The following is a 26,425-nucleotide window of genomic DNA, read 5'->3' on the forward strand; positions in this document are numbered from 1 at the left end:
ATATGCGAATATGCAATTTTATACCTAAAGATGGTGCATTTATTTTTGTTGCATAAGTTGCATAAAAGTTACTATTTTTTAATTTTTTTTTATCTAAGTTTAGCCCCACTAAAACTATATTTTAAACATGAGTTCAGAACAAACACAAACCAAGTGGGCCCAATTTATTCCCTTGGTAACCGTATTCTTTTTTTGGGGCTTTGTTGCCGCAAGTAATGATATTTTAATTCCGGTTTTCAAGAAAGCTTTTGATTTATCACAAGCTGAAAGTCAGTTGGTTTCACTGGCATTTTATATTGCCTACACCGTGGGTGCGCTTATCTATAACGGAATTTCGGTGCTAATCGGGCAAGACATTGTAAATAAACTAGGCTATAAAAACTCACTTGCGTTAGGTCTTGTGATTTCGGCTTTAGGTACACTATTATTTTATCCGGCGGCAAATTTGGCATCGTTCCCGCTAATGTTGTCCGGTTTATTTATCGTTGCATTAGGTTTTTCGCTACAACAAACCGTTGCCAACCCTTTAGCAATTGCCTTGGGTCCAATTAAAACGGGTTCACAGCGACTCACCCTTGCAGGCGGTATCAATAACTTCGGAACTACCATTGGACCACTTATTGTAAGTTTTGCCATTTTCGGTTCGGCAGCAAATGCAAGTTCAGATATTAGTATCGAAAGTGTTAAGATTCCTTATCTAATTCTAGGGGTTGCCTTCATTGCTGTCGCGATATTCTTAAAATTATCTTCTTTACCAGATAGACCAGCGTTGGTTGAAGCGAAAATAGAAGAAAAAGGTGCAAAAGGATCTGCCTTGAAGTTCCCACAATTGGTTTTGGGAATGATTGCAATTTTTGTTTATGTGGGTGTAGAAGTATCTACAGCAAGTAATTTACCTGCTTATATGGAGAAAGATTTAGGTTTCGCATTGCATGATATTGCACCTTATATTTCACTATACTGGGCAAGTATGATGATTGGTAGATGGACCGGAGCTGTAGAAGCTTTCACCGATAACATCCAGACTCAAAAAATATTAAGATTTGTTGCGCCATATTTAGCTTTTGGAATTTTCTTAGCGGTTAATGCCATTGCCGATCACGACTTGGCTCCATTCTACGTTTATGGATTAATCATTTTAGTATTGATTATTGCTGACATGGCGAGTAAAGGAAATCCGGCAAGAATGCTATTAATATTTTCTGCAATTGGCATACTTGCGTTACTTATCGGAATGTTTACCACTGGAATGGTTAGTGTTTATGCTATCACAAGCGTAGGTTTATTTTGTAGCACATTGTGGCCATGTATTTTCACTTTAGCAGTAAGTGGTTTAGGAAAGCACACCAGTCAGGGAAGTAGTTTCCTAATTATGATGATTATGGGCGGTGGAATTATCAGTTGGTTACAAGGGGCAGTATCGGAGTATACCGGTATTCAATACAGTTACATTGTTGGTATCTCGTGTTTCGCCTATCTTGCTTTCTACGCCTGGAGAGTAAGTGGAATTTTAAGATCACAAGGAATTAATTTTGATCAGAAAATTTCTGGCGGACATTAATTTTTAATAAAGTATTTTTACAGCCACGAAGTTAAACTGCTTCGTGGCTTTTTTATTTTAAGCATGACTAATAAACCAAGTTTCGATACCATATTTATGAATCTCGCTACTGATTTAGCGGAACGTTCGCATTGCGTACGTGCCCATGTCGGTGCGGTTTTAACAAAAGATACCAGAATCATCTCTATCGGCTATAATGGGCCGCCAGCAGGAACACATAATTGTGACGAAGAATGGCCAGAACACGGTTGTGCAAGAGACAGCAAGGGAAGCTGTTCGTTGGCGCTTCATGCAGAAGAAAATGCTATTCTATACGCTTCTAAAAATGGCTCCAAGATTGAAGGATGCACACTCTATACCACGTTATCACCCTGTATCGCCTGTGCCAGATTAATTTTGTCATCAGGAATTAAATTGGTTTATTATTCAAAATCTTACGCAGCATACAAAGGTTTGCCGAGTGATGAAGGTGTTGATTTCTTGAGGAAGTTTGGGGTAGAGGTAAAGTTAATGGAAAGCTAAAACTGTAAATTGATAATTGTTAGAATTTATAAATTATGGAAGGGTCCAGCTGCTGATAACAACTGGTAACTGAAAACCATTAACTAACAATAGATTTGATTATAAATAACTCTAAAACAATTTAACAATTCCCTTTCTTTATCTATCTTTGCGGATGCAAGAAAAAATCATTATCGTCGATTTTGGTTCGCAATTTACACAACTCATCGCTCGTAGAGTTCGCGAACTAAATATTTACTGTGAAATATATCCATTCAACAATCTTCCTGAAATTACCGAGGATGTAAAAGGTGTTATCTTTTCAGGTAGCCCATATTCAGTTCGTCAGGATGATGCTCCACAAATTGATCTATCAAACTATCATACCAAATATCCATTATTGGCTGTATGTTATGGTGCTCAATATATTGCGCAACAAACTGGTGGTCAGGTTCGTGCTTCTTCAACACGCGAATATGGTCGTGCTAACCTAAGCTTTGTTAACCAGGAAAATAAACTTTTTAAAGGCATCAATATCGATTCTCAGGTTTGGATGAGCCATGGCGATACCATTACAGATTTGCCAGAAAATGCAGAGTTAATTGCCAGCACAGAAAGCGTTAAGGTTGCAGCTTATCACATTAAAGATTCAAATACTTATGCGATACAATTTCACCCTGAAGTAACACACAGTATTGATGGAAAAGTTCTATTGGAAAACTTTTTGGTAGATATTTGTGGCTGTAGTCAGGATTGGACTTCAACAGCATTTATCGAAACTACTATTGCAGAATTGCAATCTACCTTGGGTAATGATAAAGTTGTTTTAGGCTTATCTGGCGGTGTTGATAGTAGTGTTGCTGCTGTTTTATTGCATAAAGCAATTGGTGCAAATTTACATTGCATCTTTGTTGATAATGGTTTGCTTCGTAAAGATGAATATGCCCAGGTATTGGAACAATACAAACACATGGGTTTAAACATCAAAGGGATCGATGCTAAAGATCGGTTTTTAAGTCAACTTGCTGGAGTTACTGATCCTGAATTGAAACGTAAAGCCATTGGTCGTGTTTTCATTGAGGTTTTTGATGACGCTGCACACGAGGTAACCGGAGTGAACTGGTTGGGTCAGGGTACTATTTATCCTGATGTAATCGAGTCAATCTCCGTTAATGGTCCATCTGCTACTATCAAATCACATCATAATGTAGGTGGTTTGCCCGATTTTATGAAGTTAAAAGTTGTGGAGCCATTAAAAACATTGTTTAAAGATGAGGTAAGAAGAGTGGGTAAAGCTTTAGGTATTGATGATGTGATATTAGGTCGCCATCCTTTCCCTGGGCCAGGTTTAGGAATCCGTATTTTGGGAGAAGTTACAGCAGAGAAAGTTGCCATTTTACAAGATGCAGACGCGATTTATATCAATGAACTTAAAGCTGCTGGTTTATACGATAAAGTTTGGCAGGCGGGTTCTATCTTTTTGCCGGTTCAATCGGTAGGGGTAATGGGTGATGAGCGTACTTACGAAAACGTAATTGCACTTAGAGCTGTTGAATCAGTGGATGGCATGACAGCCGACTGGTGCCATTTGCCTTATCCATTATTGGCGAAGATTTCCAATGAAATTATCAATAGGGTTAAAGGTATCAATAGGGTGGTGTACGATATCAGCTCGAAACCACCTGCAACTATTGAGTGGGAATAAAGATTTGAGAATCCTGATTTTTAAAATCTTAAGAATCATTTAAAACAAGTATTGAAGTATGCTAGCAAAGTGAATAAACTTTTGCTGGCATATTTTGTTAAAAAGATAGGTATGAATTTAAAAAACGGTTACTGGATATTACTGCTTTTCACTTTGGTTTTAGGTGCTTGTTCACCAAAAATAAGAACACCCAAACCACCAACCAGTAAACCTGTTGAAAAGGAAAAACCTGAAGAAAAGAAGAAACCTGTAAAGAAGTTTACTCAAGCTAGCATCTCGTTATTAGCACCATTTAGACTTGATGAAATCAATTTAAAAACCGCTACCAAGGCGGATGTAGAAAAGTATGCAATGCCGATTGATTTTTATCAGGGATTTAAGCTTGGAATTGATTCAGCGGCTGCATCCGGACTAAACTTTAAATTGAATGTTTTCGATACCCAGGATGATAATGCCCATATTTCGATGCTTTACAAAAATGAGCGTTTTAAACAAAGCAACTTAATTGTTGGGCCTGTTTTTCCTGATGGACAAAAATTTATTGCATCCTATTCCAAAGAAAATAATATCCCGGTAGTTTCGCCTTTAGCGGCTTCAAGTCCATCAGAATTCAATAATCCAAATCTGATTTCAATTGTGAACAATATCGATTTGCATGGCAAGAAAATAGCTACCTATATCACCAGGAATTTCAACCCTGCTAATACGATTGTGGTTTTAATCAACCCTAGAAAAAGTGAGGATGAGCAGTTCGCTGCTCCTTTGAGAACATATTTGCAAAGTAATCCTAAATTTATTGTGCAGGAGTATGCGTCGGCATATACCTTGGAAACCAAAATGATAAAAGGCAAACAATATGCAGTTATTGTTACTTCAGCGGATAGAGCCTTCGTTTTACCCACCATAGACAAACTGTATAAATTAAAAAATCTTCCTACAGGAGGTTATAACATAAACTTATTCGGTCATCCAAACTGGGTGAAACAAAATTATCCAACAGAAAAGGTACAGGCATTAAATACGATAGTGAGTTCATCTTATAAAATTGATTATAAAAGTACTGCGGTAACCTCATTTATAAAAAAATATCGGCGCCTATATGGCTTTGAGCCTGGAGAATATGCTTTTAAAGGATTCGATATTGGGGTTTATTTCGGTAAACTGTTAGATCAGTACGGTGAAAATTATTTGGAGTACATTACCAAAGAAAAGTACAAAGGTTTACACAACAATTTTTCTTTTATTCATGATGAAAAATTAGGCTATATTAATACCAGTTTAATGCTTTTGAAGTATAAAAACTTTGCCCTAAATATTATCGAATAATATCATTACTTCCCTTTTTTTTATGAGAGCTGATCATCAGTTACGTGCCTTTGAACAAATTTTAACCCATTACGATGGCAGTTTGCCACTGCATCGATTTTTGCCTGGTTATTTTAAGCAAAATAAACAAATGGGTTCTTCCGATAGGCGATGGGCAACACGGCATGTTTACAGCTTTTATAGATTGGGCAAAGCGCTTTTGCAATTGAATCAAGAGCAAAGGTTAAGCATTGCAGATTTTCTTTGCCATGACACGCTAAGTCCTATTGTAGAGAAAAACTTTCCAGAATTTACAGATCAGATACAACTTTCATTGCTGGAAAAGTTAGAAAAAGTCAAAGAGAAATTTCCAGCATTTGTATTAACAGATGTCTATCCTCACCAAGAAAAATTATCTGAAAGTTTAAATAAAAAAGATTTTTTAAGATCATTTTTTACACAACCTGATTTATTTATCAGGGTTGCGGAGGGTCAGGCAGAGCAGATTATTGATCAACTAAGAAGTGAAAATATTGACGTAAAGCAGGTATCAAAAACTGCATTAGCTCTACCAAATGGTACAAAGTTGGAAACCGTTTTAAAAGAAGGATCTTATCAGGTGCAGGATTTATCTTCACAATATACTGGAGAATATTTTTTACCCAATAAATGGGATAAATGGTGGGACTGTTGCGCCGCATCTGGTGGGAAAACCTTGCTTTTACACAGTTTGGAGCCCGTAATAGAATTGTTAGTAAGTGATTTACGAGAGTCAGTTCTATTGAATTTAGATGAACGATTTCGTTTTGCAGGCATAAGAAAATACCATAAAAAAGAACTCGATCTTTTGAGAAATAATGATCAGATACTTCATCATTATCAGTTCGATGGGATTATTTTAGATGCTCCATGCACAGGTTCGGGTACCTGGGGGAGAACGCCAGAAATGCTTACTTTTTTTGAGGAACGGAAGATAGATCAATTCGCAACGATACAAAAGGCCATTGCCACTAACGTGGTTAAATATCTTAAGCCTGGAAAGCCTTTGGTTTACATTACCTGCTCGGCTTTTGCTGCCGAAAATGAAGATGTTGTTAATCACCTCTTGGAAACTTTGCCGCTGACTTTAGAAAAAATGGAGCTTATTAAAGGTTATCAAAACAACGCTGATACGATGTTTGTGGCCAGATTGATTAAGCGCCAGGATTAATTAAGACTACTGGATTATTTCAAGAAAATTTGTGAACTTGTTTTAATGCACAGACTATACATGCTCAAACCATGATTTGAAATTCTTTTTAACGTACTTCACTGCTTCGATTAAAACAGCAATCGCCCCAATTATTAATGTATATTCCTCAAAGCTGTTCATTTTGGTTAGCTTTATGTCTAGATGAATATACGAAATTATTGTTACAGATTGATTTTAGGATTGTCATTTAATACAATGATTGTCATTGCGAGGCACGAAGCAATCCTACAACTATAGCAGGTAGCGATCGCATTAAGATTGCTTCGTCGTATCTCCTCGCAATGACGACTTAGCTTGTAATGAAAAACGAAGCTACATCATCTTTTTTGCGGTATTGAACCTTGAAATAAATGGAGGATGACGAATCTTTAAAATAATCCCTAAAGCCCCGTATTGTTCCTGAATAATTTAATTGCAATGGCTAATAAAATTACTCCAAACGCTTTGCGAAGGATATTTAATCCTGTTTTTCCAAATAATTTTTCCAATCTCTCCGTATTTTTTAAAACGAAGTAAACAAAAAGCATATTCAAAATAATGCCCACTAAAATGTTTTGCGTTTGATATTCAGTCTTCAGAGAGAGTAATGTTGTCATCGTTCCTGCACCTGCAATTAACGGGAAAGCCAGTGGTACGATTGAAACCGTTTCAGGGGCTTCTTCTTTAAAAATGGTCAAACCTAAAACCATTTCCATTGCAATGAAGAAAATTACAAATGAGCCTGCAATAGCAAATGATTCTACATCGAGACCGATTACCTTAAGAAGCGATTCTCCTAAGAAAAGAAATAAAATCATCAAGGCTGTAGCTACGATAGAAGCCTTTTCTGATTCGATATGACCTGCTTTTTTGCGTAGCTCTATCACTACCGGAATTGAACCTAAAATATCGATAATGGCAAAAATAACCATTGTGGTGGTTAAAATTTGGTTGAAGTCGAACTTTAAAAAATCGAATTTCATAGGGTGCAATTTTAATAAAGGTAAGTCAATTTGTATTAAATCCTTATCAACAAATTCTTTAGAAATAGAACTGGGTTCTTAAAGTAAACACATTGTCTTTTCTATCATCTGTATAATCTGGTATTTGGGTCGATTCATTCTTGATGATATCGTAGTATAAAACGGCTTTAAAGTGTGGATTAAAATGGTGCAAAAAGCCGAAGCCAAAGGTATCAAAGCGAACGTCAGCAGCAGTTAAGCCTTTGGTTGCCGAGATATCCATCCCTTTAACTTTCGAATTGGGATCGTACCAATCATATTTTAAGATAAGTTGGTTATCTGTGCTATTTAAGGTTTGCACAAAAGTGAAATAAGCACCATTAAAGTTTCTGGTATAATAGGGCAACGGAACAGATTTATTATCGACGGGGTAAGAGCCAGGCGTGGTCGAAGTTGTGGCCGTTGCAGATTGGAGCCCGGAAATCACCTCTGCTCTTAATTCCGATTTCCAGCTTTTGGTTGATGTTGCAAGCTGGATGTCCGCTCCATAATACTTCCTCGGAGCAACCTTATTGATAGTTGAAGCAGAAGAATCTTTAACCATGCTCATAATGCCATTTTGATTATCCATCTTATAACTCACAGGCAAGCGATGGTTTAGTCCGCCTTGCAAGGTACTTATTCCGCCAGCAATGGATAAACCCACGCTTTTTATTTTATAAGGTTTATGGCTTAACCTTGCAATTACGTCTTTACTGTTATCAAATTCTCCTGGACCAGCTAAACCTTGGCCATTGTAAACACCTAAATCGAGTACGAAATTTTTGAGCATAGCGTCTTTCCATCTTGGATTAAAGGTAAAAGTGACGCCCAAATCGCGTTCGGTCTTCATTAAAATCTGCGACATCCGGCCACGTTCTGGTGCTTCCCTTACTGAAGAGGAGAGTTGTAATTCATTTCCAAAAGGACGGCCGGAAAGCCCCAAAGTGATGTGGAGTAGCTTCCACTTGTTTTCATAATAACGGCCCCAAAAATCCCTGATATTAACGCCCTGCTCAGTTCCATCAAATTGCAAAACAAAATAAGTAGATGGACTTTGGTCATCATTCAATATCATATAATCGGCCCTTAGCCTGCCTCGTCTTAAACGAAAACGATTATTGGTGAACTCGCCAAAATTGCCACCCTGATATTCTGCTTGTGTACCGTTCGTTTGGGCCACCTGAAACTGAGGTTGCATATAACCGCTAAATGATAATGAACCATATTTCTTGGAGATGATTAACAGGTGATTCACCGTTGTAGAATCTATGATATCATTTATAGTGCGTTGTGCAAAAGCATTTGAAGAAATAACGAACAAAAATAAAATACCAATAATGTATTTACCAAATGCCGATAAAAATGGTTGGTTCATGTAGCTGATTTTCTGCAAAGGTATATCAATAAAATCTTTACCAAAATAAATGGCACAAAAAAGCCCCGATTTCTCGAGGCTTTAAATATTTAATTCTATAATTCTGGTTTTGGAGGATCAACTGGAGTAACCACTTTTCCTTTATTTCTGAGTACTGAATTTCCTTTTCCGTAGAAGAAGTAAATCGATACACCTAAAGCCATCCAGATTGCTAAACGAATCCATGCTTCTATTGGTAACGACGACATTAAATAAACACAAACAATTACGCCCATAATTGGCACAAATGGCACCAACGGTGTTCTAAATGGCCTTGCTCTATCTGGATCAGTTTTACGTAACAACATTACGCCGATGCAAACCAATGAGAAAGCGAATAAAGTTCCTATCGAAACCATGTGGCCTAAATCAGTTACCGGAACAAAACCAGCGAATATGCTCACAAAGAACATAAAGAAGATGTTGGTTTTAAATGGCGTTCTGAATTTAGAGTGAATGCTACTGAAGAATTTAGGCAATAAACCATCTTTAGACATGGTATAAAATACCCTTGATTGTCCCATTAACATTACCAGGATTACGGAAGTGTAACCTGCTAAAATGGCAATGATTAATCCCATTTGCAACCAACTATATCCTGTTACTTTAAATGCAGTAGCTGCTGGAGATGCATCACCTTTAAAGACAGAATAAGGAACTAATCCTGTCATTACGTGTGCAAACAATACATAAAGTATGGTACAAACTACTAGTGAGCCTAAGATACCGATCGGCATTCCTTTTTGAGGGTTTTTAGCTTCCTGAGCCGCTGTAGAAACAGCATCAAAACCAATAAATGCGAAGAATACTAAAGCGGCACCAGCGGCGATACCAGAGATACCAAATTCACCTTTAACACCAGTATTTTCTGGAATATATGGCGTGTGGTTAGCAGGATTGATAAATTTCCATCCAAGCGCAATAAATACAATTACAACAGTAACTTTTACAATTACCAAAATATTGTTAAGACTAGCTGATTCTTTGGTACCACGGATTAGCATGAGTGATAATAAGGAAACGATAACAACAGCAGGAAGGTTAATTCCGCCGCCATCTACTTCAGCAAAAGATTTTGTTAAATATAGCGGCATTTCCATTCCGAACTCGTGGAGGAGTTTATTAAAATAGCCAGACCAGGATACACCAACTGTGGCCGCTCCAAGTGCATATTCCAATACTAAATCCCAACCGATTACCCATGCCATAAATTCGCCCATGGTGGCGTAAGAGTAAGTATAAGCACTACCCGCAACCGGAATCATAGATGCAAATTCTGCATAACATAACCCAGCGAAAGCACAGCCTACAGCAGCCAATACAAATGATAAGGTTACAGCCGGACCAGCGTGGTCTGCAGCAGCGATACCAGTTAAAGAGAATAAACCTGCCCCAATAATAGCTCCAATACCCAATGCAACAAGGCTCGTACTGCTTAGCGTACGTTTGAGTGTGCCCTCTCCACTTTCAGCAGATTCTGCTATAAGCACATCAATAGGCTTTTTTAGATTCATAATTTGTTTAGTCTTTTATGTTTGTTGATTTTATGATAATAAGCGGTAAACCTAAATAAAAATTGCGAAAAACAAAAAGGGATTTTGCTAAAAACCCCTTTTAAGTCTTAATCTCTCTATGATTTTACAGTTAGTGCGTTAAAGTATCGGTACTATTGATCAAAGTATCGTTAATTATATTGCCAGATGCATCGATTTTCTGCTGAATCTTGATTTCTTTCCTAACTTCCTGTTGATGATTGCCAGGGATTGCCGTAACTGCGATGTATGGAGCAATAACCAATGAAACAATCGACATCAATTTGATTAAAATATTCATTGATGGGCCAGATGTATCTTTGAAAGGATCGCCAACGGTATCCCCGGTTACCGAAGCTTTATGTGGTTCTGACTTTTTATAAAACATTTCGCCATTGATCATTACACCTTGCTCAAAAGATTTTTTGGCATTGTCCCAGGCACCACCAGCGTTACTTTGAAAAATTCCCATCAATACGCCCGTTACGGTAACCCCAGCTAACAAACCACCTAAAACTTCTGGCCCGAAAGCAAACCCAATAATAATAGGTGTAATAAGTGCAATGGCACCAGGAAGCATCATTTCTCTGATTGAAGCCTTTGTTGAAATGGCTACGCATTTTTCATATTCAGGCTTTGCTTTATACTCCATAATGCCTGGAATTTCACGAAACTGCCTGCGAACTTCCTGAACCATATCCATCGCAGCCTTTCCAACCGCCTGAATACATAGAGCCGAGAAAATAAAAGGAATCATTCCACCCACAAACAAGCCTGCTAAAACCGGTGCTTTGTAAATATCGATAGCACTAATGCCAGCAATTCCAACAAATGCAGCAAACAAAGCCAATGAGGTTAAAGCAGCAGAGGCAATAGCAAATCCTTTTCCAGTAGCTGCAGTAGTATTTCCAACTGCATCTAAATTATCTGTTCTTTCTCTAACCTCTGGAGGGAGCTGGCTCATCTCTGCGATACCACCAGCATTATCTGCAATCGGACCAAAAGCATCAATGGCCAATTGCATAGCGGTAGTTGCCATCATTCCGGCAGCAGCAATAGCTACTCCGTATAGCCCGGCAAAGTAATAAGACGACATGATCCCGCCAGCTAATACCAAAATAGGAATAACCGTCGATTTCATTCCTACAGATAAACCAGCAATGATATTCGTAGCATGACCTGTAGACGATTGTTGAATAATTGAGTTTACAGGACCTTTGCCCATAGCGGTGTAGTACTCGGTAACGATACTCATTATGGTACCCACTACTAAACCGACCATGATGGCATAGAAAACGTTTATGCTAGAAAACTGATATCCACGTAAATTCAAAGTTTCAGGCAACATCCATTTTACGATGAAGAATGAGGCAACTGCGGTGATGATAATTGAAGACCAATTTCCCAGGTTCAGCGCATTTTGAACATTTGATTTTTCATCTTTAATGGTAACGAACCACGTTCCGATAATAGAGAAGATAATACCCAGGCCGCAAATAACCATAGGTAAAAGGATTGGAGACATCCCGCCAAAATTATCTTTCACATCTATTTCCTGGCCTAAAACCATCGTTGCTAAAATTGTCGCCACGTATGAACCGAATAAATCGGCGCCCATTCCGGCAACGTCACCCACATTATCACCCACATTATCGGCAATTGTTGCCGGGTTACGTACATCATCTTCAGGAATACCCGCTTCTACTTTACCCACTAAATCGGCCCCTACATCGGCAGCTTTTGTGTAAATACCGCCGCCTACGCGGGCAAATAAAGCAATTGATTCAGCTCCTAACGAAAACCCGGTTAATACTTCGATAGCGGTTTTCATCTCTACGCTATTAACCGATACTACATTAAAATATTTTAAAAAGACGATGAATAAACCACCTAGTCCCAATACGGCTAATCCAGCTACCCCTAAGCCCATCACCGTTCCGCCGGTAAACGAAACTTTTAGCGCTTGTTTTAAGCTAGTCCTTGCAGCTTGTGTAGTTCTTACGTTAGCTTTAGTCGCCGATTTCATTCCGATATAACCAGCGCTTGCAGAAAAGAATGCGCCGATAAGAAATGAAATCGAGATAATCCAGCTAGAATGCATGGGAACACCATTGATTTCGGTAATGGTTCCTGAATAAGCAAGCAAAGCCGCTGTAAATACAGCAAAAATGCTCAAAACTTTCCATTCAGCTTTTAAAAAAGCCATTGCACCATCGGCAATATAGCCAGCAAGTTCCTGCATGTTTTTATCGCCTGCATCTTGCTTGTTTACCCAGGCGCTTTTAATCATCATCACAATTATTCCAACTAGGCCCAACGCCGGAATAGTGTAAATTAAGTTGTCTTGTAAAAAATTCATAGTTAATATTTGGTTATTGGTTTGTTGATATCAAGTTCATAAAATTACCCTCATAAGTAAAGAACATTGATTTTAGCATTTTGGTTATTAGTTTAGCAATATAATAATTTTATTTCCTTGTGGTTAAATAAAATAATAGAGAATGAAGGAATGACTGAAGTGCGGAATTTCCAACGCATTCTTAAGGCTAAATGTCATTCAGGCATTTCATCTTCATTAAAATAATACAAAGCAAGAAGTTGCTTTCTGTATTTTTATAAATAAATTAGCCGCTAACTACAACTAAAAACCAAACTAAAAATTTAAAATGGAAAATCTTCAGGAAAAGGGATCTACGAAAAGAAAATTAGGTCTTTTTGATGCTGCGATGTTGGTAATGGGATCAATGATTGGTAGCGGAATCTTCATTGTCAGCGCCGATATCATGAGAAACCTCGGCTCTGGCTACTGGTTAATTGTAGTTTGGGTAATTACGGGGGTAATGACGGTTGCTGCTGCAATTAGTTATGGAGAGTTATCTGCAATGTTTCCAAAAGCAGGAGGTCAATACACTTACCTCAAAGAAATTTTTGGTAAAATGATGGGCTTCCTTTATGGCTGGGGACTTTTTACAGTAATCCAAACGGGTACCATTGCAGCTGTTGCGGTAGCCTTCGGAAAATTTACCGCCTATTTAATACCCGCTTTAAGCGATGCCGCTCCGATTTTTCAAAGTGGTGGATATAAAATTACCTGGATCCAGATTTTAGCGATCGGTGTAATCTTATTGCTCACTTATATCAACACGAAAGGGGTAGAAAGCGGGAAAATATTGCAAAATATCTTTACAGGATCTAAAATTGTGGCTTTAATCGGCTTAATTATCTTAGGTTTCCTGTTGGTGAAGAGCAATTTCTGGTCTGAAAATATGAGTTTCGGTTGGGATGCGTTTAATAATCTTAAAACAGATTCGGCTGGTAATTTGACCAAATCGGGCTGGGAATCTATTTCCGGAATGACTATTATGGGCGGTATTGCCGCTGCAATGGTGGGCTCGGTTTTTTCCAGTGTAGCATGGGAAAATGTAACCTTCGTTTCGGGAGAAATTGAAAATCCAAAGAAAAATGTTGTCCGATCGATGGTTTTGGGCACTTCGGCAGTAATGATTCTTTATCTATTGGTTAACTTCATTTATCTGAATACCTTAGGTAGAGATAGCATTGCTTTTGCTGCTAATGATCGGGTTGCTGTTGCTGCATCCGAACAAATTTTTGGAAGTGGGATCGGAACAATTGTAATGGCTGTTCTGGTAATGGTTTCTACTTTCGGCTGTGTAAATGGTATCGTGCTAGCAGGAGCAAGGGTTTTTCAAACCATGGCACAAGACGGAATGTTTTTCAAAGCTGCTCTCGAAAACAATAAAAACGGCGTGCCTGAAAAATCACTTTGGATGCAAGGAATCTGGGCCTCGGTTTTATGTTTGAGCGGCCAATACGGCAACTTATTAGATATGATTTCTTTTGTTATCGTGCTATTTTATATGATCACCGTTTTTGGCGTTATATATTTAAGATTGAAGCAACCCAATTTAGAAAGGCCATATAAAACCTGGTTATATCCAATAACGCCAATTATCTACTTATTAATTGGTGCTGCATTTTGCATCTTGCTTTTGATATATAAACAACAATATACCTGGCCTGGGCTTATCATTGTTTTACTTGGTGTTCCGGTATATTTCTTTATCAATAGAAAAAAAGAAGGTTCAGTTTAAAATTGATATTAGAAAGTTGACATTGTAAGGGAGCAGATTTATTTGCTCCTTTTTTGTGTAATAATGTCTGTAGCCTAATTTTCTATTCGAAAAGCAGGTTTCTGTGTCCATCGGTTTCCGAAGTCCCGCCTTCACTCCAATCTTTTTATTTAAACCTTATAGGTTTTCAAACGGCTACGCCGAAACCTACAAGGTTTATAAAAAGGATTTCCGCAACAGTCGGGTTTAGTTAATTTCAACAATTGCATGAAACTCAATCCGTAAACCCCACAGCCATAAAATACTTTTAGAGATTACCCGTTGCGGTAGCCACCTAAAAAGCCACATTCAAATGGAATACTGTTTTGATTTTTTAAAAATTATGATCGATATGTAAACTTAAAAGCTAAAAACTTATACTTAAATCTATTTGTGTATTTTTGCGGCAATGGGAACACAGGTTGATTTAGGTATAAAGGGATATAAAAATTATGGCACACATCTACGTGAAAAATATAACGGCCAGCGTGTATTTAAAGTAATTGTAGATGGTGGTTTTACCTGCCCTAACAGAGATGGTAGTAAGGGTTTTGGTGGTTGCACTTATTGTAACGTAGATTCTTTTACGCCCGAGCCGTCACGCAAGATGCCTACCATCAGAGAGCAATTGGAGGAGGGGATTAAACGGGCGAGAACCAGTTATAAAGCTGATAAGTTTATCGTTTACTTCCAGCCAAATACCAATACTTATGCGCCAACGCATTATTTAAAGATGATGTATGATGAAGCACTATCAGTAAATACAGAAGATATTGTTGGTTTTTCGGTAGGAACTCGTCCTGATTGTATCGACGCAGAAAAGGTGGCTTTGCTGGAAAGTTACGCCGATCGTTTCGACGTTGATTTGGAAATGGGAATGGAATCCATTTATGATGAAACGTTAGAACAGATTAACAGAGGCTGCAGCCATGGAGAATTTGTAGCCGCGGTTAAGCTTCTGGAAAATAGTAAACTCGATCTTTGTGTGCACACCATCTTTGGTTTCCCCTGGGAAACTAAGGAAATGATGCATGGCTATATTCATGAAATCAACCGTTTCCCTCAAATTAAGTTTGTTAAATTTCACCATCTTCATATTGTAGAAGGCTCTATAATGGGTGCGAAGTATAAAAAAGAACCCTTTAAGCTTTTTACCCTAGAAGAATATACAGATTTGCTCTGCGAACTTATTCCGATGCTACGGCCAGATATTGTAATTCAGCGTTTATTTGGAATTTCTGATTGGGATTTGCTAATTGCGCCAAATTGGGGGTTAAATAAATCGGCAATTCAAACATATATAGATAAAGCACTTGAAAAAAGAGAGGTTGTTCAAGGCTCTCTTTATTTAGGCTAATTATTTACTTTTTATTAAATTTTTTACCAAATCCTGCGAATTATCGCAGGATTTTTTTGTTTTACATCTTTAATGTGATAATATTCTTCAAAAAATTGATAAAAACTTGTTATTCTTTCAAAATACGCGATTTTGTTTTTGTTAAAATGCGCCTATAAAAAGTGTCGTTTTTTGTTATCGTTTCATTTTTAGCCCTTTTTTTTGCTTTGTTTTACAAAAATCTGCTGTTTTTGTTATAATTATTTAATTAAATGGTGTAAAAATTACAATATGTCGTATTTTTATCGAAATAATTATTGAATTATTAAGAGATTTATTAAAACAAACAAATTAAACTAAAAAACATGAGTAAATTTTCCCTCAAACAGTATGCGCCCTTCGCAGTCTTAATGATTGTGGCAATTGCAGCACTATTTATTCCTTTACTTCCAAATTTTGACGACGGAAAATACAGTGCACCTGATATTGCCTTCGTTTTAATTTCGGCAGCTTTGGTGTTTTTAATGACTCCTGGTCTTGCATTTTTCTATGGTGGTATGGTTCACCGTAAAAATGTACTATCAACTATGATTAAAAGTGTAGTTGCGGCGGGGGTTATTACTGTTCTTTGGACAGTTGTAGGTTTCAGTCTTGCATTTGGAGAATCAATAGGTGGATTTATTGGAAATCCTTCAACTTATTTGTTCTTTCAAGGTGTAAACTCTGGACCAGCTTGGGGTACTATTCCTTTATCGCTTTTCGCTGTGTTCCAACTTATGTTCGCCATCATCACTCCAGGTTTGGTTGTTGGTGCTGTAGCTGAACGTATCAAATTTACTTCATACATTTTGTTTATTGTATTGTTTGCCATTTTCGTTTATTCGCCATTGGCACACTGGACATGGTCGCCAGAAGGATTCTTATTAAAAATGGGTGTTCTTGATTTTGCTGGTGGTACAGTTGTTCACATTTCAGCTGGTATGGCTGCTTTAGCGGGAGCGTTGGTGTTAAAACGTAGAAAATCTCACTTAGAGCATAAAGAAGTTCCGCCTGCAAATATTCCTTACGTATTAATTGGTACAGGTTTACTTTGGTTCGGTTGGTTCGGCTTTAACGCAGGTTCGGCTTTAGGAGCAAACTCTTTAGCAGTTTCAGCTTTTTTAACCACGAATACTGCGGCAGGTGCGGCAGGTTTATCATGGATGTTCTTTGATGTAGCGAGAGGCAAAAAACCATCCGTTCTAGGTTTCTGTATTGGAGCGGTAGTTGGTTTAGTGGCTATTACTCCAGGTGCTGGTTTTGTAAGTATTCCTTCAAGTATCTTTATTGGTGTTATTGCATCAGTAATCTCTAACCTGGTTGTTTCATGGAAACAAAAAACAAGCTTAGATGATACTTTGGATGTATTCCCTTGCCATGGTGTTGGTGGTATTGTTGGGATGATTTTAACAGGTGTTTTCGCAACTAAAACGGTAAACAGCATTGGTGCTGATGGTTTATTGTATGGTGGTACTGAGTTTTTCTTTACTCAGGTTAAAGGTGCCGTAATCGTAATCATCTTCAGTTTTGTGGTGTCTTTCATCATCTTTAAATTCATCAACTTAATTCAACCAATTCGTGTATCAGAAGAGGAAGAAGAAATGGGACTTGATGAATCGCAACATAATGAAAAGTATTCTCAAGGTACATTGTTAGTGGAAGAGAGAGCTATCTACATTGAAAAAAATAGCCCTTTAACAGAACCAATAGCCTAACCTTTTAATAATATCTAAACCCAAATAAAGCTCAAACATGAAGAAATTTTTAACTGCTATTTTCGCAATGGCCAGCGCTAGCTGCGCCCTCGCTCAAGAAACGCCAACATCTCCACTCGAAATTTCGGGCTCGGTTGATACCTATTTTAAGTACGATTTTGCTAAACAACCCAATATCGGAACTTCATTTGCATCAGATCATAATTCAGTATCATTAGGGATGATTGATTTGGTTTTGAAGAAAAAAACCGGAAAAGCATCATTCGTAGGTGAACTTTCATTCGGACCAAGAGGCCAAACCCAATCAATTTTAGATGCTTCTGATGATGGATCATCTTTCCATATTCAAAACTTATACGTCAACTACGATTTTACAGATCAGTTTTCTATGACGGCAGGTTACATGGGAACATTTATTGGTTATGAAGTAATATCTCCGGTAGGAAATTTTAACTACTCTACTTCGTACTTATTCACCAATGGCCCTTTTCAAAATGCGGGAATTAAAGCAACCTATAAGTTCTCTGATAAAGTAAGTTTAATGGCTGGTTTGTTCAACGATTGGAATGTTTATACGGCAACTCGTGGCGTATCAAGTATTGGTGGCCAGTTAATGGTTTCTCCTGTTGAAGGCTGGACTGCATATTTGAACGTATTATCTGGTGCTGGTGGTGGTGGTTATGGTACAATTGCTGATTTAACTACTGCTTATCAAATTACAGATAAGTTCAAGTTGGGTTTAAACGCAGCCAACTATGATATCAATCATGATGCTGGCGGCTATGCTGGTGCAGCACTATATCCTCAATATGCATTTACCGACGCTGTTGCGTTGGGTTTAAGAGGTGAGTATTTTAAATACAAAAATGTAGGTGGTATTGAGGGTGAAAAGTATACTTCAGTTACGCTAACAGCAAACATAAAATCGGGAGGCTTAACTTTCATTCCCGAAGTTAGATTAGATCATAGCGGAACCAAACCATTTGCAAAGGAAAATGGAATGGCTGCTCCAAATGCCGGGCAGTTTTCATTAGCAGCAGTTTACGCTTTCTAAAAGCAATCAATATTTACCAAGCCGCCAGTCCATCTAAACTGGCGGCTTTTTTTTAACTTAGGTTCCGATTAACACCATTAATATGAAATATACACTCGCAATTTTTCTCTTACTTTTAACAATTGAGCTCTCGGCTCAGGAAAAGCAATTTCCTAAAGATGAAAATGGTAAGTATATTTATTATAAAGTTGTTGATTCTCAAAGCCTTGATAAGTCGGTCTTGATAGATCGGGCAACAGAATTTTTTACCACTAACAAAAAATCATTAAAAATAACAGAACGCACAGATACTTCTATTTTAGCTACAGGAAAATTAATAATCGATAAAACTGTTCTAGTTGTTGGTCATCCTAGCGGCGAACTAAACTATAATCTTTCTTTCCAGGTTAAGCAAGGGAAGTATCGCTATTGGTTAACTGATTTTACCTACATTCCTTATCAACGAGATCGCTATGGTAATTTCGTAGCCAAAACAAACGTTGCAACGCCACTCGAAAAACAAGCAGATAAATTAAATGCAGGGTCTTGGAGAGATGTTCAAGCCGGAGCCTATGCAAAAGTTGCAAAATTAAGTGATACGTTTAAAAAGTATTTGGCTACAGATAAAAAAGCACCAGTACCTGCAAAAGAAAAAACCATTTCTACCAATAAGTGGTAGGCTATGGTTTTCCAAAAAGCTCTTCTACCTTTTGGTAACGAAAATCAAATATACCTTTGATTTTGTTCTTCACCACAACTGCGTTTGCTACATTACCGATTGGTCCCCAGCCTACGCTGTAATGCAAAATATCATGCATTAACACACCGCTATCTATTGGTTTAAACTGGTGCTGATGATGCCAAAAGGCAAATGGTCCAAAGCGCTGCTCATCTATAAAATATTCCTGATCTTTTACGTGGGTAATTTCCGTAACCCAATCGAGCTTTATTCCCAGAAGTGGTGATACCTTATAAGTGATAATCAAACCGGGATACATTTTTGTGTTCTCCATATTAGGTGAAGTAACATCGAAAGTCATATCAGCTGGCGTAATTTCTGCCAGATTTAACGGCGAAGAGAAAAAATCCCAGGCTTTTTCTATGCTAATGGGAAGTTTTTGAGTGAATTCTGTCCTATGTAATTTCAAATCAGATTTTTATACATAAACACATTTACCGTTATTTTGTGTTAGCTGCAGCATTTAATTTATCATCGATCAATTTTACCAGGAGCTGAAATTCTTTTTCTTCATAGCCAATAGATTGATAAATGATCTTCCCATTTTGATCAATCAAAATGTTTCGAGGGATAGATTGTTTTGCGAATTTGCTGAAAATACTTCTGTCTACATCAGGAAGAATAGGAAATGTAAAACCTCGTTTAGTTTTATAGGGTATTAATTTGTCCCATCCTTCCTCTCTTCCAAATACAAAAAATTGAAAGTTTTTGTCGTTTTTATGCTTATCCCAAATTTGTTTTTGCACCAGTGGCAACTCGGTATTGCAGGGTGGGCACCAGGTGGCAAAAAGGTTAATTAAAATTAATTTACCCTTAAAATCGGCTAAATCTACAATTTTGCCTTTTTCGATTTCGAATGTAAAAGTAGGCGCTGTATCACCAACTTTTGTGTACGAGCCTTCATCGCTTGTCTGCGCAAATGTGTTAATCGAAAAAGCCAGAGATAATAAAAGAAATATCTTCTTCATACAAATGATTTATTTTAAAGATACTCTTATAAATTTTCTTTGCAAAACTAGTGTACCATTTTATCTGCGCAGGTAGAGCTGGCAAATGCTTCAGGTTTGGCCTTGAAAATAAAACCCATACTCAAAATATATCCCATGGCATCGTTTAGTGCCTTGTTCGATTTGAATGAAGGATTGGTGTTAATATCTGCATGAACTTCTAAAGCAACATCATAAATATCCAGCAAATCGCAAATAGAATAAGCAGTTTCGATTGATTTTTGAACCTCCATCAACATTCTTTCTTTTATACCCACTTGTTGAGTGCTTTTTTCCTGATGGATGTACATGAAGCCACCATGATGCTCTCTTAGCAGTACGATAACCGTTGCAAAATCGGTTGTCAGTCCCTTAACTTGCGAATCGGTTCCGATACAGACTTTCAGTTTGTAGCCATTTTCTGTTTCTCGGATAATGGCTTGCTCTACTTCTTCAAGGATAGAAGATTGGATGATTTCTCCGCTAAATTTTTTCCAGGTCATACACTAAATTGTTTTTTAAGGTTAATTCCAAAGGAATCTCTTTGGCACAAATGGTACTTGGGTTTATATAAAAATAGGAGCTAGAAATTAAATTGATGTTAAGTTAGGTTGTTTATTTGTTAACAAAAACTTAGTTTTCAACAAGTTAAGTGTTTTAAATGTAATTAATATCAATTGATTCATATTAATTACAACTTAACGGACGTTTTATTGGTTACATTTCATATTAAAATTCGATGATTATGAGAGCAGAATTAATTCAAGAACTTCAGCTTTTGCAAAACAGCAGAGCCAATAAATTTGCGGATGATTTAACTGATAGATTAAAATCATCTGTTGATCTTGTAACAGAAAAAGTTAACTCCTCAATGGCCAAACGTGGTAGCATGTTAATGTTATTGGAAAAACGTTTCAGCTTTTCTGCCATTAGAAAACTTAAATCAAGGCTGTTTAAGTTCTAATTGAATTTTATAAGGGCCAATCGAAATGCTTATCTTTGGCGAAATGATAGAGGACGCCTTAAAAAGATTAAATATTACCAAGCTTAATGAGATGCAGGAGGCTGCTTTAAAGGCAGTAAAATCCGGCAACGATGTATTGCTGATTGCGCCAACCGGATCTGGCAAGACCTTGGCTTTTCTATTGCCCTTACTGCAAAAATTAAAACCCGAAGTTAAAGGTGTTCAAGCCATGATTTTGGTGCCTTCAAGAGAACTTGCTTTGCAAATTGAACAGGTTTTTAAACAAATGGGAACTCCATTTAAGGTTAATTGTTGCTATGGAGGACATGCCGTTCGGGTAGAAAAAAATAATCTTACTCATCCGCCTGCTGTATTAATTGGTACGCCAGGTCGGATTGCTTATCATTTGGAACACCAGAATTTTGATGAATCTTTCGTTGAAAATTTAATTCTTGATGAGTTTGATAAATCTTTGGAGTTTGGTTTCGAATCGGATATGTCTTACATCATCGGCAAGCTTTTATCTTTGAAGCAACGAATTCTTACTTCGGCTACAAAAATGGAAGAGATTCCTGCCTTTGTGAAATTGAAAAATCCTGTGGATATCGATTTTTCAAAAAACTTGAAAGCCAAGCCAGATTTAGTACTAAAAAAGGTAACGGCGCCAGCGGCAGATAAGTTGGAAACCGTATTTAGGTTATTGAGTAAGATAGGGAACAAAAATACGCTAGTGTTCTGTAATCACCGTGAAACGGTAGATCGAATTAGTGATATTTTGTTTGAGCATGGTTTAGGACACGATGTTTTTCATGGCGGAATGGAGCAGATTGATAGGGAGAAAGCACTATTGAAATTCAGAAACGGCAGTCACAAAATTTTAATTACAACAGATTTGGCCGCCCGTGGGCTCGATATCCCTGAAATTGAATACATCGTTCACTATCAGCTGCCCTATACTGAAGATGCCTATATTCATCGAAATGGACGTACAGCCAGGATGCATGCAAAGGGAACTGCTTATGCTGTAATTACCCCTGAAGAAAATTATAAGTACATTCCGGAAAATATAGAAGAGGAAGAGCTTAAAGACAATTATGCTGTTCCAGAAGCCAGTGAGTGGGTAACCTTGTATTTGGCTCACGGAAAGAAAGATAAAATTAATAAAATAGATATAGTAGGTTTATTCTTGCAAAAAGGTGGACTTGCCAAAGAGGAGTTGGGATTGATAGAAGTGAAAGATACCACCAGCTATGTAGCTGTAAAGCGAGCAAAAGCTGATCAATTGATGCGCACATTGGCTGGCGAGAAAATTAAAGGAAAGAAATTGAAACTGGAGATAGCGAGTTAGGAGTTGAAGGTTGAAGGTTGAAAGATTGGGCAGTAAAGTGACGAGCATTATTCAATCATTCACTCATTCAGAATTCAATAATTAACATCAATCCCTAATTCACTCAATCAAAATTCAATAATTAAAAACAAAACATGAGCAATAACGATATATTAAAAAAATTAAGAGTCGCACTGTCATTAAAAACAGATGATATAATTACCATTTGCGATTTAGTAGGATTTAAAGTTACAAAAGCTGAATTGGGCGATATTTTTAGGAATGAAGACCATGAAAATTTCAAACCCTGTGGAGATCAGATTTTGCGTAATTTTTTAAATGGTTTGGTAATCTATAAAAGAGGCCCGAGAGAAGAGAAAAAGTAAATTGATTAACAACATCCCATGTTAATGAAAATTAAGATATTAATATTCCTATTTGCCTTAAGCTCTGTAACCTTATTTGCCCAACAACCCGATTCAAATAAAAAAGAAGATTTTTCCGACGATTGGGCGGCGCTTTCCAAATATAAGCGAGAAAGCGAATTGTTGGCCCCGGCAGCAAAGGGCGAGAAAAGAGTAGTGTTTTTAGGTAGTTCAATATTCGAATTCTGGAAACAGAAAGATCCCGAATATTTTAAGCGCAACCCTTATATAGATAGAGGAATAAGCGGACAAATCTCTCCCCAATTATTAATTAGGTTTAGGCAGGATGTTATTAACCTGAAACCGAAAGCAGTTATCATTTTAGCAGGTAGCAATGATTTGGCTGGAAACAAAGGCCACGTAAGCAACGAAACGGTTTTAAACAACATCAAATCAATGACAGAATTGGCGAAGAAAAATCATATTAAGGTTATTCTCTGCAAATATTTGCCCATTTACGAGTACCCCTGGAATAAAAATTTAAAAGGCGTGGCAGATCAGATTATTTCGCTTAATGATGAAATTGTTGCCTATGCAAAAGCCAACCGTTTTACTATTTTGGATTATTGGACACCATTGGTAGACGAAAGAAATGGACAAAAAGCCGAATATACTGAAGACGGAGTACATCCAAATTTTGCTGGTTACAAGGTAATGGAAACCGTAACAGAACAAGCCATAGATAAAATCTTAAGAAGAAGAAAATAAAATAAATCCATGGCTAACGGGCATGGGTTTATTTTTTTATTTAAACTTTCAATAATATTTGAAAATACAGAAAATAGTGTTTACATTTACTTCATCAAAATGAAAGTATGTGGATTTAATGCTACTGAATTTTGACTGGATAGGATGGGGTTGATGATTATTAAAAACTGGTAAAATGAATTACAATTTATTAGGTTACGGCATCTTCATTTCAGTAATTGTTTTTATCATCGTGATAGTGGGAAAAATTTGCTATCGAAACGGTAATATTTTTGTCGCTGCGCTGATTCCTGATCATTTGGAATTGTGCCAACAAATTAACAAATCGCTTTTGGTTTGTTACTATTTGGTTAATATCGGCTATTGCGCTATGACGCTGATAGGTTGGGAAACCATTAACAACTCACTGCAACTCGCAGAAGTTTTGGCTAGCAAAGTGGCCATAATCATCTGCATACTTTCAGTATTACATTATTCGAATATTTTTTTGCTTACCAATACCATTCATAAATTAATTAAATAACAATCTAAAAATTTAGTCATGGAAACTACCAAAATTTTAATCGGTTATGCTGTCTATTTACCAGTAGCACTTTTCTTAACTTTTTATGTTTCAAAAACATTATTTAAAAATAGTAAGATTTACATGCTCGATATTTTTAAAGGAAGAGAGGAGATTGCAAATGCAACAAATAAACTTTTCGAAACAGGATTTTATTTATTGAATGTTGGTTTTGCGCTTTTAATCATGAAAATAACTATCTATTCTAATAGCTACCAGGATTTAGTTGAAGCCCTAAGTTCTAAAATCGGAGGATTTTCTATTTACCTGGGAATTATGCTGTTTCTTAATCTTTATTTCTTTTTTAGAGGAAAGCGAAAAGCTAAAGAAAGTCAGCAACCGAATGGTCCGTTTATTACAAGTTCACATTAAATTGATAAAACAAGAAGTCCCGATTTTACTCGGGACTTTTTGTTACTAGTTTAGTTTTTTATATCTAATTCGTTTCGGAGCTACATCTCCCAAGCGTTTCTTTCTATTTTCCTCGTAATCAGAATAATTTCCTTCGAAGAAATAAACTTCAGAATTGCCTTCAAAAGCTAAAATGTGTGTACAAATCCTGTCTAAAAACCACCTATCGTGACTAATAACCACGGCACAACCACCGAAGTTTTCTAAAGCTTCTTCTAATGCCCGTAAAGTGTTCACATCAATATCATTCGTCGGCTCATCGAGCAAAAGTACGTTTGCACCTTTCTTTAAAGTGATAGCCAAGTGAACTCGATTACGTTCTCCACCCGATAAAATACCTACTTTTTTCTGTTGATCGCCCCCGTTGAAGTTGAATTTAGAAACATAAGCACGGCCATTTACTGCTTTGGTTCCCAATTGAATGTTATCCAAACCATCAGTAATGTTTTCGTAAACGGTTTTATCTGCATCCAAATCATTATGCATTTGATCTACATAACCCAGCTCGACAGTTTCACCCACACGGAAGGTTCCATTATCTGGTTCTTCCTGTCCGGTAATTAAGCGGAATAAAGTTGTTTTACCTGCACCATTTGGACCAATAATGCCGACAATACCGGCCGGTGGCAACGAAAAGTTTAAGTTATCAAACAAAACTTTATCGCCATAAGCTTTAGTTACATTCGTTGCTTCGATTACCACGTTCCCCAAGCGAGGACCCGCAGGGATAAAAAGCTCCAATTTATCTTCTCTTTCTTTTCCATCCTCAGATGCCAGCTTGTCGTAATTTGCTAAACGAGCCTTAGATTTTGCATGACGGGCTTTTGGTGCCATGCGTACCCATTCCAATTCACGCTCCAAAGCTTTTTGACGTTTACTTTCTGTTTTATCTTCTTGTGCCAAACGTTTGGCCTTCTGATCTAGCCATGAGGAATAATTGCCTTTCCAGGGAATACCTTCACCGCGATCCAGCTCCAAAATCCATCCGGCTACATTGTCTAAGAAATACCTATCGTGGGTTACGGCGATAACGGTTCCTTCGTAGTTTTGTAAGAATTGCTCTAACCAATCGATACTTTCTGCATCCAAGTGGTTAGTTGGCTCATCCAATAATAAAACATCGGGTTTTTGAAGCAACAAGCGGCACATGGCCACGCGGCGGCGTTCACCACCTGAAAGTACGCCAATTTTAGTTTCCGGATCAGGGCAGCGCAAAGCATCCATTGCTCTTTCTAATCTCGAATCAATCTCCCAGGCACCTAAAGCATCGATTTTATCTTGTAGTTCGCCCTGGCGAGCCATTAATTTATCCATCTTATCGGCGTCAGAATAATTTTCTTCCAAGCCGAAAGCTTCATTTACTTCTTCGTATTCTTTTAAAATAGCAGTTACTTCGGCAACACCTTCTTCAACCACTTCCCGTACTGTTTTCTCAGGATCAAGAATTGGTTCCTGCGCAAGATAACCTACAGAGTAACCTGGCGAAAACACTACTTCGCCCTGTATGGATTTATCTAAGCCGGCAATTATTTTTAGTAAAGATGATTTACCAGAACCGTTTAAACCAACAACGCCAATTTTAGCACCGTAGAAAAATGATAAGTAAATATTTTTTAAAACCTGTTTTTGTGGTGGATAGATTTTACTCACTCCAGCCATTGAAAAGATTATTTTTTCGTCAGACATAATGGAATTTTATTTCTGCAAAGATGCTTATTTTGAAACAAAAATCTAAGTGATAGCCAGAATTAGTATGCCAAAAAAAATGACCGCAGTAATTATACTGCAGCCATTCAT

At 37.3% G+C, this 26,425-nt stretch carries 24 protein-coding genes; 16 read left to right on the forward strand and 8 right to left on the reverse strand.

Going from position 1 to position 26,425, the window contains the following annotated elements:
- Positions 1–127 precede the first annotated feature (127 nt).
- From ACZZZC_RS07440 to ACZZZC_RS07460, 5 genes are all read left to right on the forward strand, one after another.
- Positions 128–1,561, forward strand: coding sequence for an MFS transporter (locus ACZZZC_RS07440; RefSeq protein ID WP_463485500.1), 1,434 nt, complete (start codon positions 128–130; stop codon positions 1,559–1,561).
- A gap of 63 nt (positions 1,562–1,624) precedes the next feature.
- On the forward strand, positions 1,625–2,083 hold the full coding sequence (locus ACZZZC_RS07445; RefSeq protein WP_463485501.1) for a deoxycytidylate deaminase: 459 nt from the start codon (positions 1,625–1,627) through the stop codon (positions 2,081–2,083).
- 154 nt (positions 2,084–2,237) lie between these two features.
- Complete coding sequence (gene guaA, locus ACZZZC_RS07450) at positions 2,238–3,767, forward strand: glutamine-hydrolyzing GMP synthase (RefSeq protein ID WP_463485502.1); 1,530 nt, start codon at positions 2,238–2,240, stop codon at positions 3,765–3,767.
- A 111-nt stretch (positions 3,768–3,878) separates the two neighbouring features.
- The gene (locus ACZZZC_RS07455) at positions 3,879–5,093 is read left to right on the forward strand and encodes an ABC transporter substrate-binding protein (RefSeq protein ID WP_463485503.1); all 1,215 of its coding nucleotides are present in this window, start codon (positions 3,879–3,881) and stop codon (positions 5,091–5,093) included.
- 22 nt (positions 5,094–5,115) lie between these two features.
- Entirely contained in the window at positions 5,116–6,282 is a 1,167-nt protein-coding gene (locus tag ACZZZC_RS07460; protein WP_463486877.1) for an RsmB/NOP family class I SAM-dependent RNA methyltransferase, read from the forward strand.
- Positions 6,283–6,704: 422 nt separating this feature from the next.
- Here the strand turns inward: ACZZZC_RS07460 and ACZZZC_RS07465 are convergent, their stop codons facing one another.
- The 4 genes from ACZZZC_RS07465 to ACZZZC_RS07480 form a co-directional block, all read right to left on the reverse strand.
- Complete coding sequence (locus ACZZZC_RS07465; RefSeq protein ID WP_056849401.1) at positions 6,705–7,286, reverse strand: MarC family protein; 582 nt, start codon at positions 7,284–7,286, stop codon at positions 6,705–6,707.
- Between the two features lie 58 nt (positions 7,287–7,344).
- The gene (locus tag ACZZZC_RS07470) at positions 7,345–8,682 is read right to left on the reverse strand and encodes a porin (protein ID WP_463485505.1); all 1,338 of its coding nucleotides are present in this window, start codon (positions 8,680–8,682) and stop codon (positions 7,345–7,347) included.
- A 95-nt stretch (positions 8,683–8,777) separates the two neighbouring features.
- Positions 8,778–10,235, reverse strand: a complete 1,458-nt coding sequence (locus tag ACZZZC_RS07475) for an amino acid permease (protein ID WP_463485506.1) — start codon at positions 10,233–10,235, stop codon at positions 8,778–8,780.
- A 130-nt stretch (positions 10,236–10,365) separates the two neighbouring features.
- Positions 10,366–12,612, reverse strand: coding sequence for a sodium-translocating pyrophosphatase (locus ACZZZC_RS07480; RefSeq protein ID WP_463485507.1), 2,247 nt, complete (start codon positions 12,610–12,612; stop codon positions 10,366–10,368).
- Positions 12,613–12,919: 307 nt separating this feature from the next.
- Here ACZZZC_RS07480 and ACZZZC_RS07485 point away from each other — a divergent pair, with 307 nt between their 5' ends.
- From ACZZZC_RS07485 to ACZZZC_RS07505, 5 genes are all read left to right on the forward strand, one after another.
- A complete protein-coding gene (locus tag ACZZZC_RS07485; protein WP_463486878.1) occupies positions 12,920–14,365 on the forward strand; it encodes an APC family permease in 1,446 nt (481 codons plus the stop codon).
- Positions 14,366–14,792: 427 nt separating this feature from the next.
- Entirely contained in the window at positions 14,793–15,740 is a 948-nt protein-coding gene (gene mnmL / locus ACZZZC_RS07490; RefSeq protein WP_463485509.1) for a tRNA modification radical SAM protein MnmL/YtqA, read from the forward strand.
- 344 nt (positions 15,741–16,084) lie between these two features.
- Positions 16,085–17,473, forward strand: a complete 1,389-nt coding sequence (locus ACZZZC_RS07495) for an ammonium transporter (RefSeq protein WP_056849407.1) — start codon at positions 16,085–16,087, stop codon at positions 17,471–17,473.
- Positions 17,474–17,510: 37 nt separating this feature from the next.
- Positions 17,511–18,527, forward strand: coding sequence for a porin (locus ACZZZC_RS07500; RefSeq protein WP_463485510.1), 1,017 nt, complete (start codon positions 17,511–17,513; stop codon positions 18,525–18,527).
- 82 nt (positions 18,528–18,609) lie between these two features.
- Positions 18,610–19,185 (forward strand): DUF4468 domain-containing protein, encoded by a 576-nt coding sequence (locus ACZZZC_RS07505; protein ID WP_463485511.1) that lies wholly within the window; start codon positions 18,610–18,612, stop codon positions 19,183–19,185.
- 1 nt (position 19,186) lies between these two features.
- Here ACZZZC_RS07505 and ACZZZC_RS07510 read toward each other — a convergent pair whose 3' ends face one another.
- Genes ACZZZC_RS07510 through ACZZZC_RS07520 form a run of 3 tightly spaced genes read right to left on the reverse strand, consistent with a single transcriptional unit; the run spans position 19,187 to position 20,734 of the window.
- The gene (locus ACZZZC_RS07510) at positions 19,187–19,654 is read right to left on the reverse strand and encodes an SRPBCC family protein (protein ID WP_463485512.1); all 468 of its coding nucleotides are present in this window, start codon (positions 19,652–19,654) and stop codon (positions 19,187–19,189) included.
- Positions 19,655–19,685: 31 nt separating this feature from the next.
- Positions 19,686–20,213 carry a TlpA family protein disulfide reductase gene (locus tag ACZZZC_RS07515; protein WP_463485513.1) on the reverse strand — a complete coding sequence of 176 codons (528 nt, stop codon included), beginning with the start codon at positions 20,211–20,213 and terminating at the stop codon, positions 19,686–19,688.
- A gap of 47 nt (positions 20,214–20,260) precedes the next feature.
- The gene (locus tag ACZZZC_RS07520) at positions 20,261–20,734 is read right to left on the reverse strand and encodes a ribonuclease H-like YkuK family protein (RefSeq protein ID WP_056849412.1); all 474 of its coding nucleotides are present in this window, start codon (positions 20,732–20,734) and stop codon (positions 20,261–20,263) included.
- Positions 20,735–20,976: 242 nt separating this feature from the next.
- Between ACZZZC_RS07520 and ACZZZC_RS07525 the strand changes: the two genes are divergently transcribed.
- The 6 genes from ACZZZC_RS07525 to ACZZZC_RS07550 all read left to right on the forward strand — a co-directional run bounded on the left by ACZZZC_RS07525 (position 20,977) and on the right by ACZZZC_RS07550 (position 24,589).
- On the forward strand, positions 20,977–21,195 hold the full coding sequence (locus ACZZZC_RS07525; RefSeq protein ID WP_463485514.1) for a hypothetical protein: 219 nt from the start codon (positions 20,977–20,979) through the stop codon (positions 21,193–21,195).
- Between the two features lie 43 nt (positions 21,196–21,238).
- Positions 21,239–22,543, forward strand: a complete 1,305-nt coding sequence (locus ACZZZC_RS07530; protein ID WP_463485515.1) for a DEAD/DEAH box helicase — start codon at positions 21,239–21,241, stop codon at positions 22,541–22,543.
- 134 nt (positions 22,544–22,677) lie between these two features.
- Positions 22,678–22,908, forward strand: a complete 231-nt coding sequence (locus ACZZZC_RS07535; RefSeq protein ID WP_121948305.1) for a DUF1456 family protein — start codon at positions 22,678–22,680, stop codon at positions 22,906–22,908.
- Positions 22,909–22,932: 24 nt separating this feature from the next.
- Positions 22,933–23,655, forward strand: a complete 723-nt coding sequence (locus tag ACZZZC_RS07540; protein ID WP_463485516.1) for a GDSL-type esterase/lipase family protein — start codon at positions 22,933–22,935, stop codon at positions 23,653–23,655.
- 175 nt (positions 23,656–23,830) lie between these two features.
- Complete coding sequence (locus tag ACZZZC_RS07545) at positions 23,831–24,178, forward strand: hypothetical protein (RefSeq protein ID WP_463485517.1); 348 nt, start codon at positions 23,831–23,833, stop codon at positions 24,176–24,178.
- A gap of 18 nt (positions 24,179–24,196) precedes the next feature.
- Entirely contained in the window at positions 24,197–24,589 is a 393-nt protein-coding gene (locus tag ACZZZC_RS07550; protein WP_463485518.1) for a hypothetical protein, read from the forward strand.
- 45 nt (positions 24,590–24,634) lie between these two features.
- Here the strand turns inward: ACZZZC_RS07550 and ettA are convergent, their stop codons facing one another.
- Positions 24,635–26,314, reverse strand: a complete 1,680-nt coding sequence (gene ettA, locus ACZZZC_RS07555) for an energy-dependent translational throttle protein EttA (protein ID WP_056849417.1) — start codon at positions 26,312–26,314, stop codon at positions 24,635–24,637.
- Positions 26,315–26,425 lie beyond the last annotated feature (111 nt).

This window comes from Pedobacter sp. AC212, from assembly GCF_979258625.1.

What these genes read in the sequence shown, in the direction of transcription:
- ACZZZC_RS07480 (WP_463485507.1), bottom strand. Translation starts at nt 12,612, where the DNA reads ATGAATTTTTTACAAGACAACTTAATTTACACTATTCCGGCGTTGGGC.
- ettA (WP_056849417.1), bottom strand. Translation starts at nt 26,314, where the DNA reads ATGTCTGACGAAAAAATAATCTTTTCAATGGCTGGAGTGAGTAAAATC.
- ACZZZC_RS07550 (WP_463485518.1), top strand. Translation starts at nt 24,197, where the DNA reads ATGGAAACTACCAAAATTTTAATCGGTTATGCTGTCTATTTACCAGTA.
- ACZZZC_RS07530 (WP_463485515.1), top strand. Translation starts at nt 21,239, where the DNA reads ATGATAGAGGACGCCTTAAAAAGATTAAATATTACCAAGCTTAATGAG.
- ACZZZC_RS07520 (WP_056849412.1), bottom strand. Translation starts at nt 20,734, where the DNA reads ATGACCTGGAAAAAATTTAGCGGAGAAATCATCCAATCTTCTATCCTT.
- ACZZZC_RS07515 (WP_463485513.1), bottom strand. Translation starts at nt 20,213, where the DNA reads ATGAAGAAGATATTTCTTTTATTATCTCTGGCTTTTTCGATTAACACA.
- ACZZZC_RS07465 (WP_056849401.1), bottom strand. Translation starts at nt 7,286, where the DNA reads ATGAAATTCGATTTTTTAAAGTTCGACTTCAACCAAATTTTAACCACC.
- ACZZZC_RS07535 (WP_121948305.1), top strand. Translation starts at nt 22,678, where the DNA reads ATGAGCAATAACGATATATTAAAAAAATTAAGAGTCGCACTGTCATTA.
- guaA (WP_463485502.1), top strand. Translation starts at nt 2,238, where the DNA reads ATGCAAGAAAAAATCATTATCGTCGATTTTGGTTCGCAATTTACACAA.
- ACZZZC_RS07485 (WP_463486878.1), top strand. Translation starts at nt 12,920, where the DNA reads ATGGAAAATCTTCAGGAAAAGGGATCTACGAAAAGAAAATTAGGTCTT.
- ACZZZC_RS07455 (WP_463485503.1), top strand. Translation starts at nt 3,879, where the DNA reads ATGAATTTAAAAAACGGTTACTGGATATTACTGCTTTTCACTTTGGTT.
- ACZZZC_RS07470 (WP_463485505.1), bottom strand. Translation starts at nt 8,682, where the DNA reads ATGAACCAACCATTTTTATCGGCATTTGGTAAATACATTATTGGTATT.
- ACZZZC_RS07540 (WP_463485516.1), top strand. Translation starts at nt 22,933, where the DNA reads ATGAAAATTAAGATATTAATATTCCTATTTGCCTTAAGCTCTGTAACC.
- ACZZZC_RS07445 (WP_463485501.1), top strand. Translation starts at nt 1,625, where the DNA reads ATGACTAATAAACCAAGTTTCGATACCATATTTATGAATCTCGCTACT.
- ACZZZC_RS07475 (WP_463485506.1), bottom strand. Translation starts at nt 10,235, where the DNA reads ATGAATCTAAAAAAGCCTATTGATGTGCTTATAGCAGAATCTGCTGAA.
- ACZZZC_RS07495 (WP_056849407.1), top strand. Translation starts at nt 16,085, where the DNA reads ATGAGTAAATTTTCCCTCAAACAGTATGCGCCCTTCGCAGTCTTAATG.
- ACZZZC_RS07500 (WP_463485510.1), top strand. Translation starts at nt 17,511, where the DNA reads ATGAAGAAATTTTTAACTGCTATTTTCGCAATGGCCAGCGCTAGCTGC.
- ACZZZC_RS07525 (WP_463485514.1), top strand. Translation starts at nt 20,977, where the DNA reads ATGAGAGCAGAATTAATTCAAGAACTTCAGCTTTTGCAAAACAGCAGA.
- ACZZZC_RS07440 (WP_463485500.1), top strand. Translation starts at nt 128, where the DNA reads ATGAGTTCAGAACAAACACAAACCAAGTGGGCCCAATTTATTCCCTTG.
- ACZZZC_RS07505 (WP_463485511.1), top strand. Translation starts at nt 18,610, where the DNA reads ATGAAATATACACTCGCAATTTTTCTCTTACTTTTAACAATTGAGCTC.
- mnmL (WP_463485509.1), top strand. Translation starts at nt 14,793, where the DNA reads ATGGGAACACAGGTTGATTTAGGTATAAAGGGATATAAAAATTATGGC.
- ACZZZC_RS07460 (WP_463486877.1), top strand. Translation starts at nt 5,116, where the DNA reads ATGAGAGCTGATCATCAGTTACGTGCCTTTGAACAAATTTTAACCCAT.
- ACZZZC_RS07545 (WP_463485517.1), top strand. Translation starts at nt 23,831, where the DNA reads ATGAATTACAATTTATTAGGTTACGGCATCTTCATTTCAGTAATTGTT.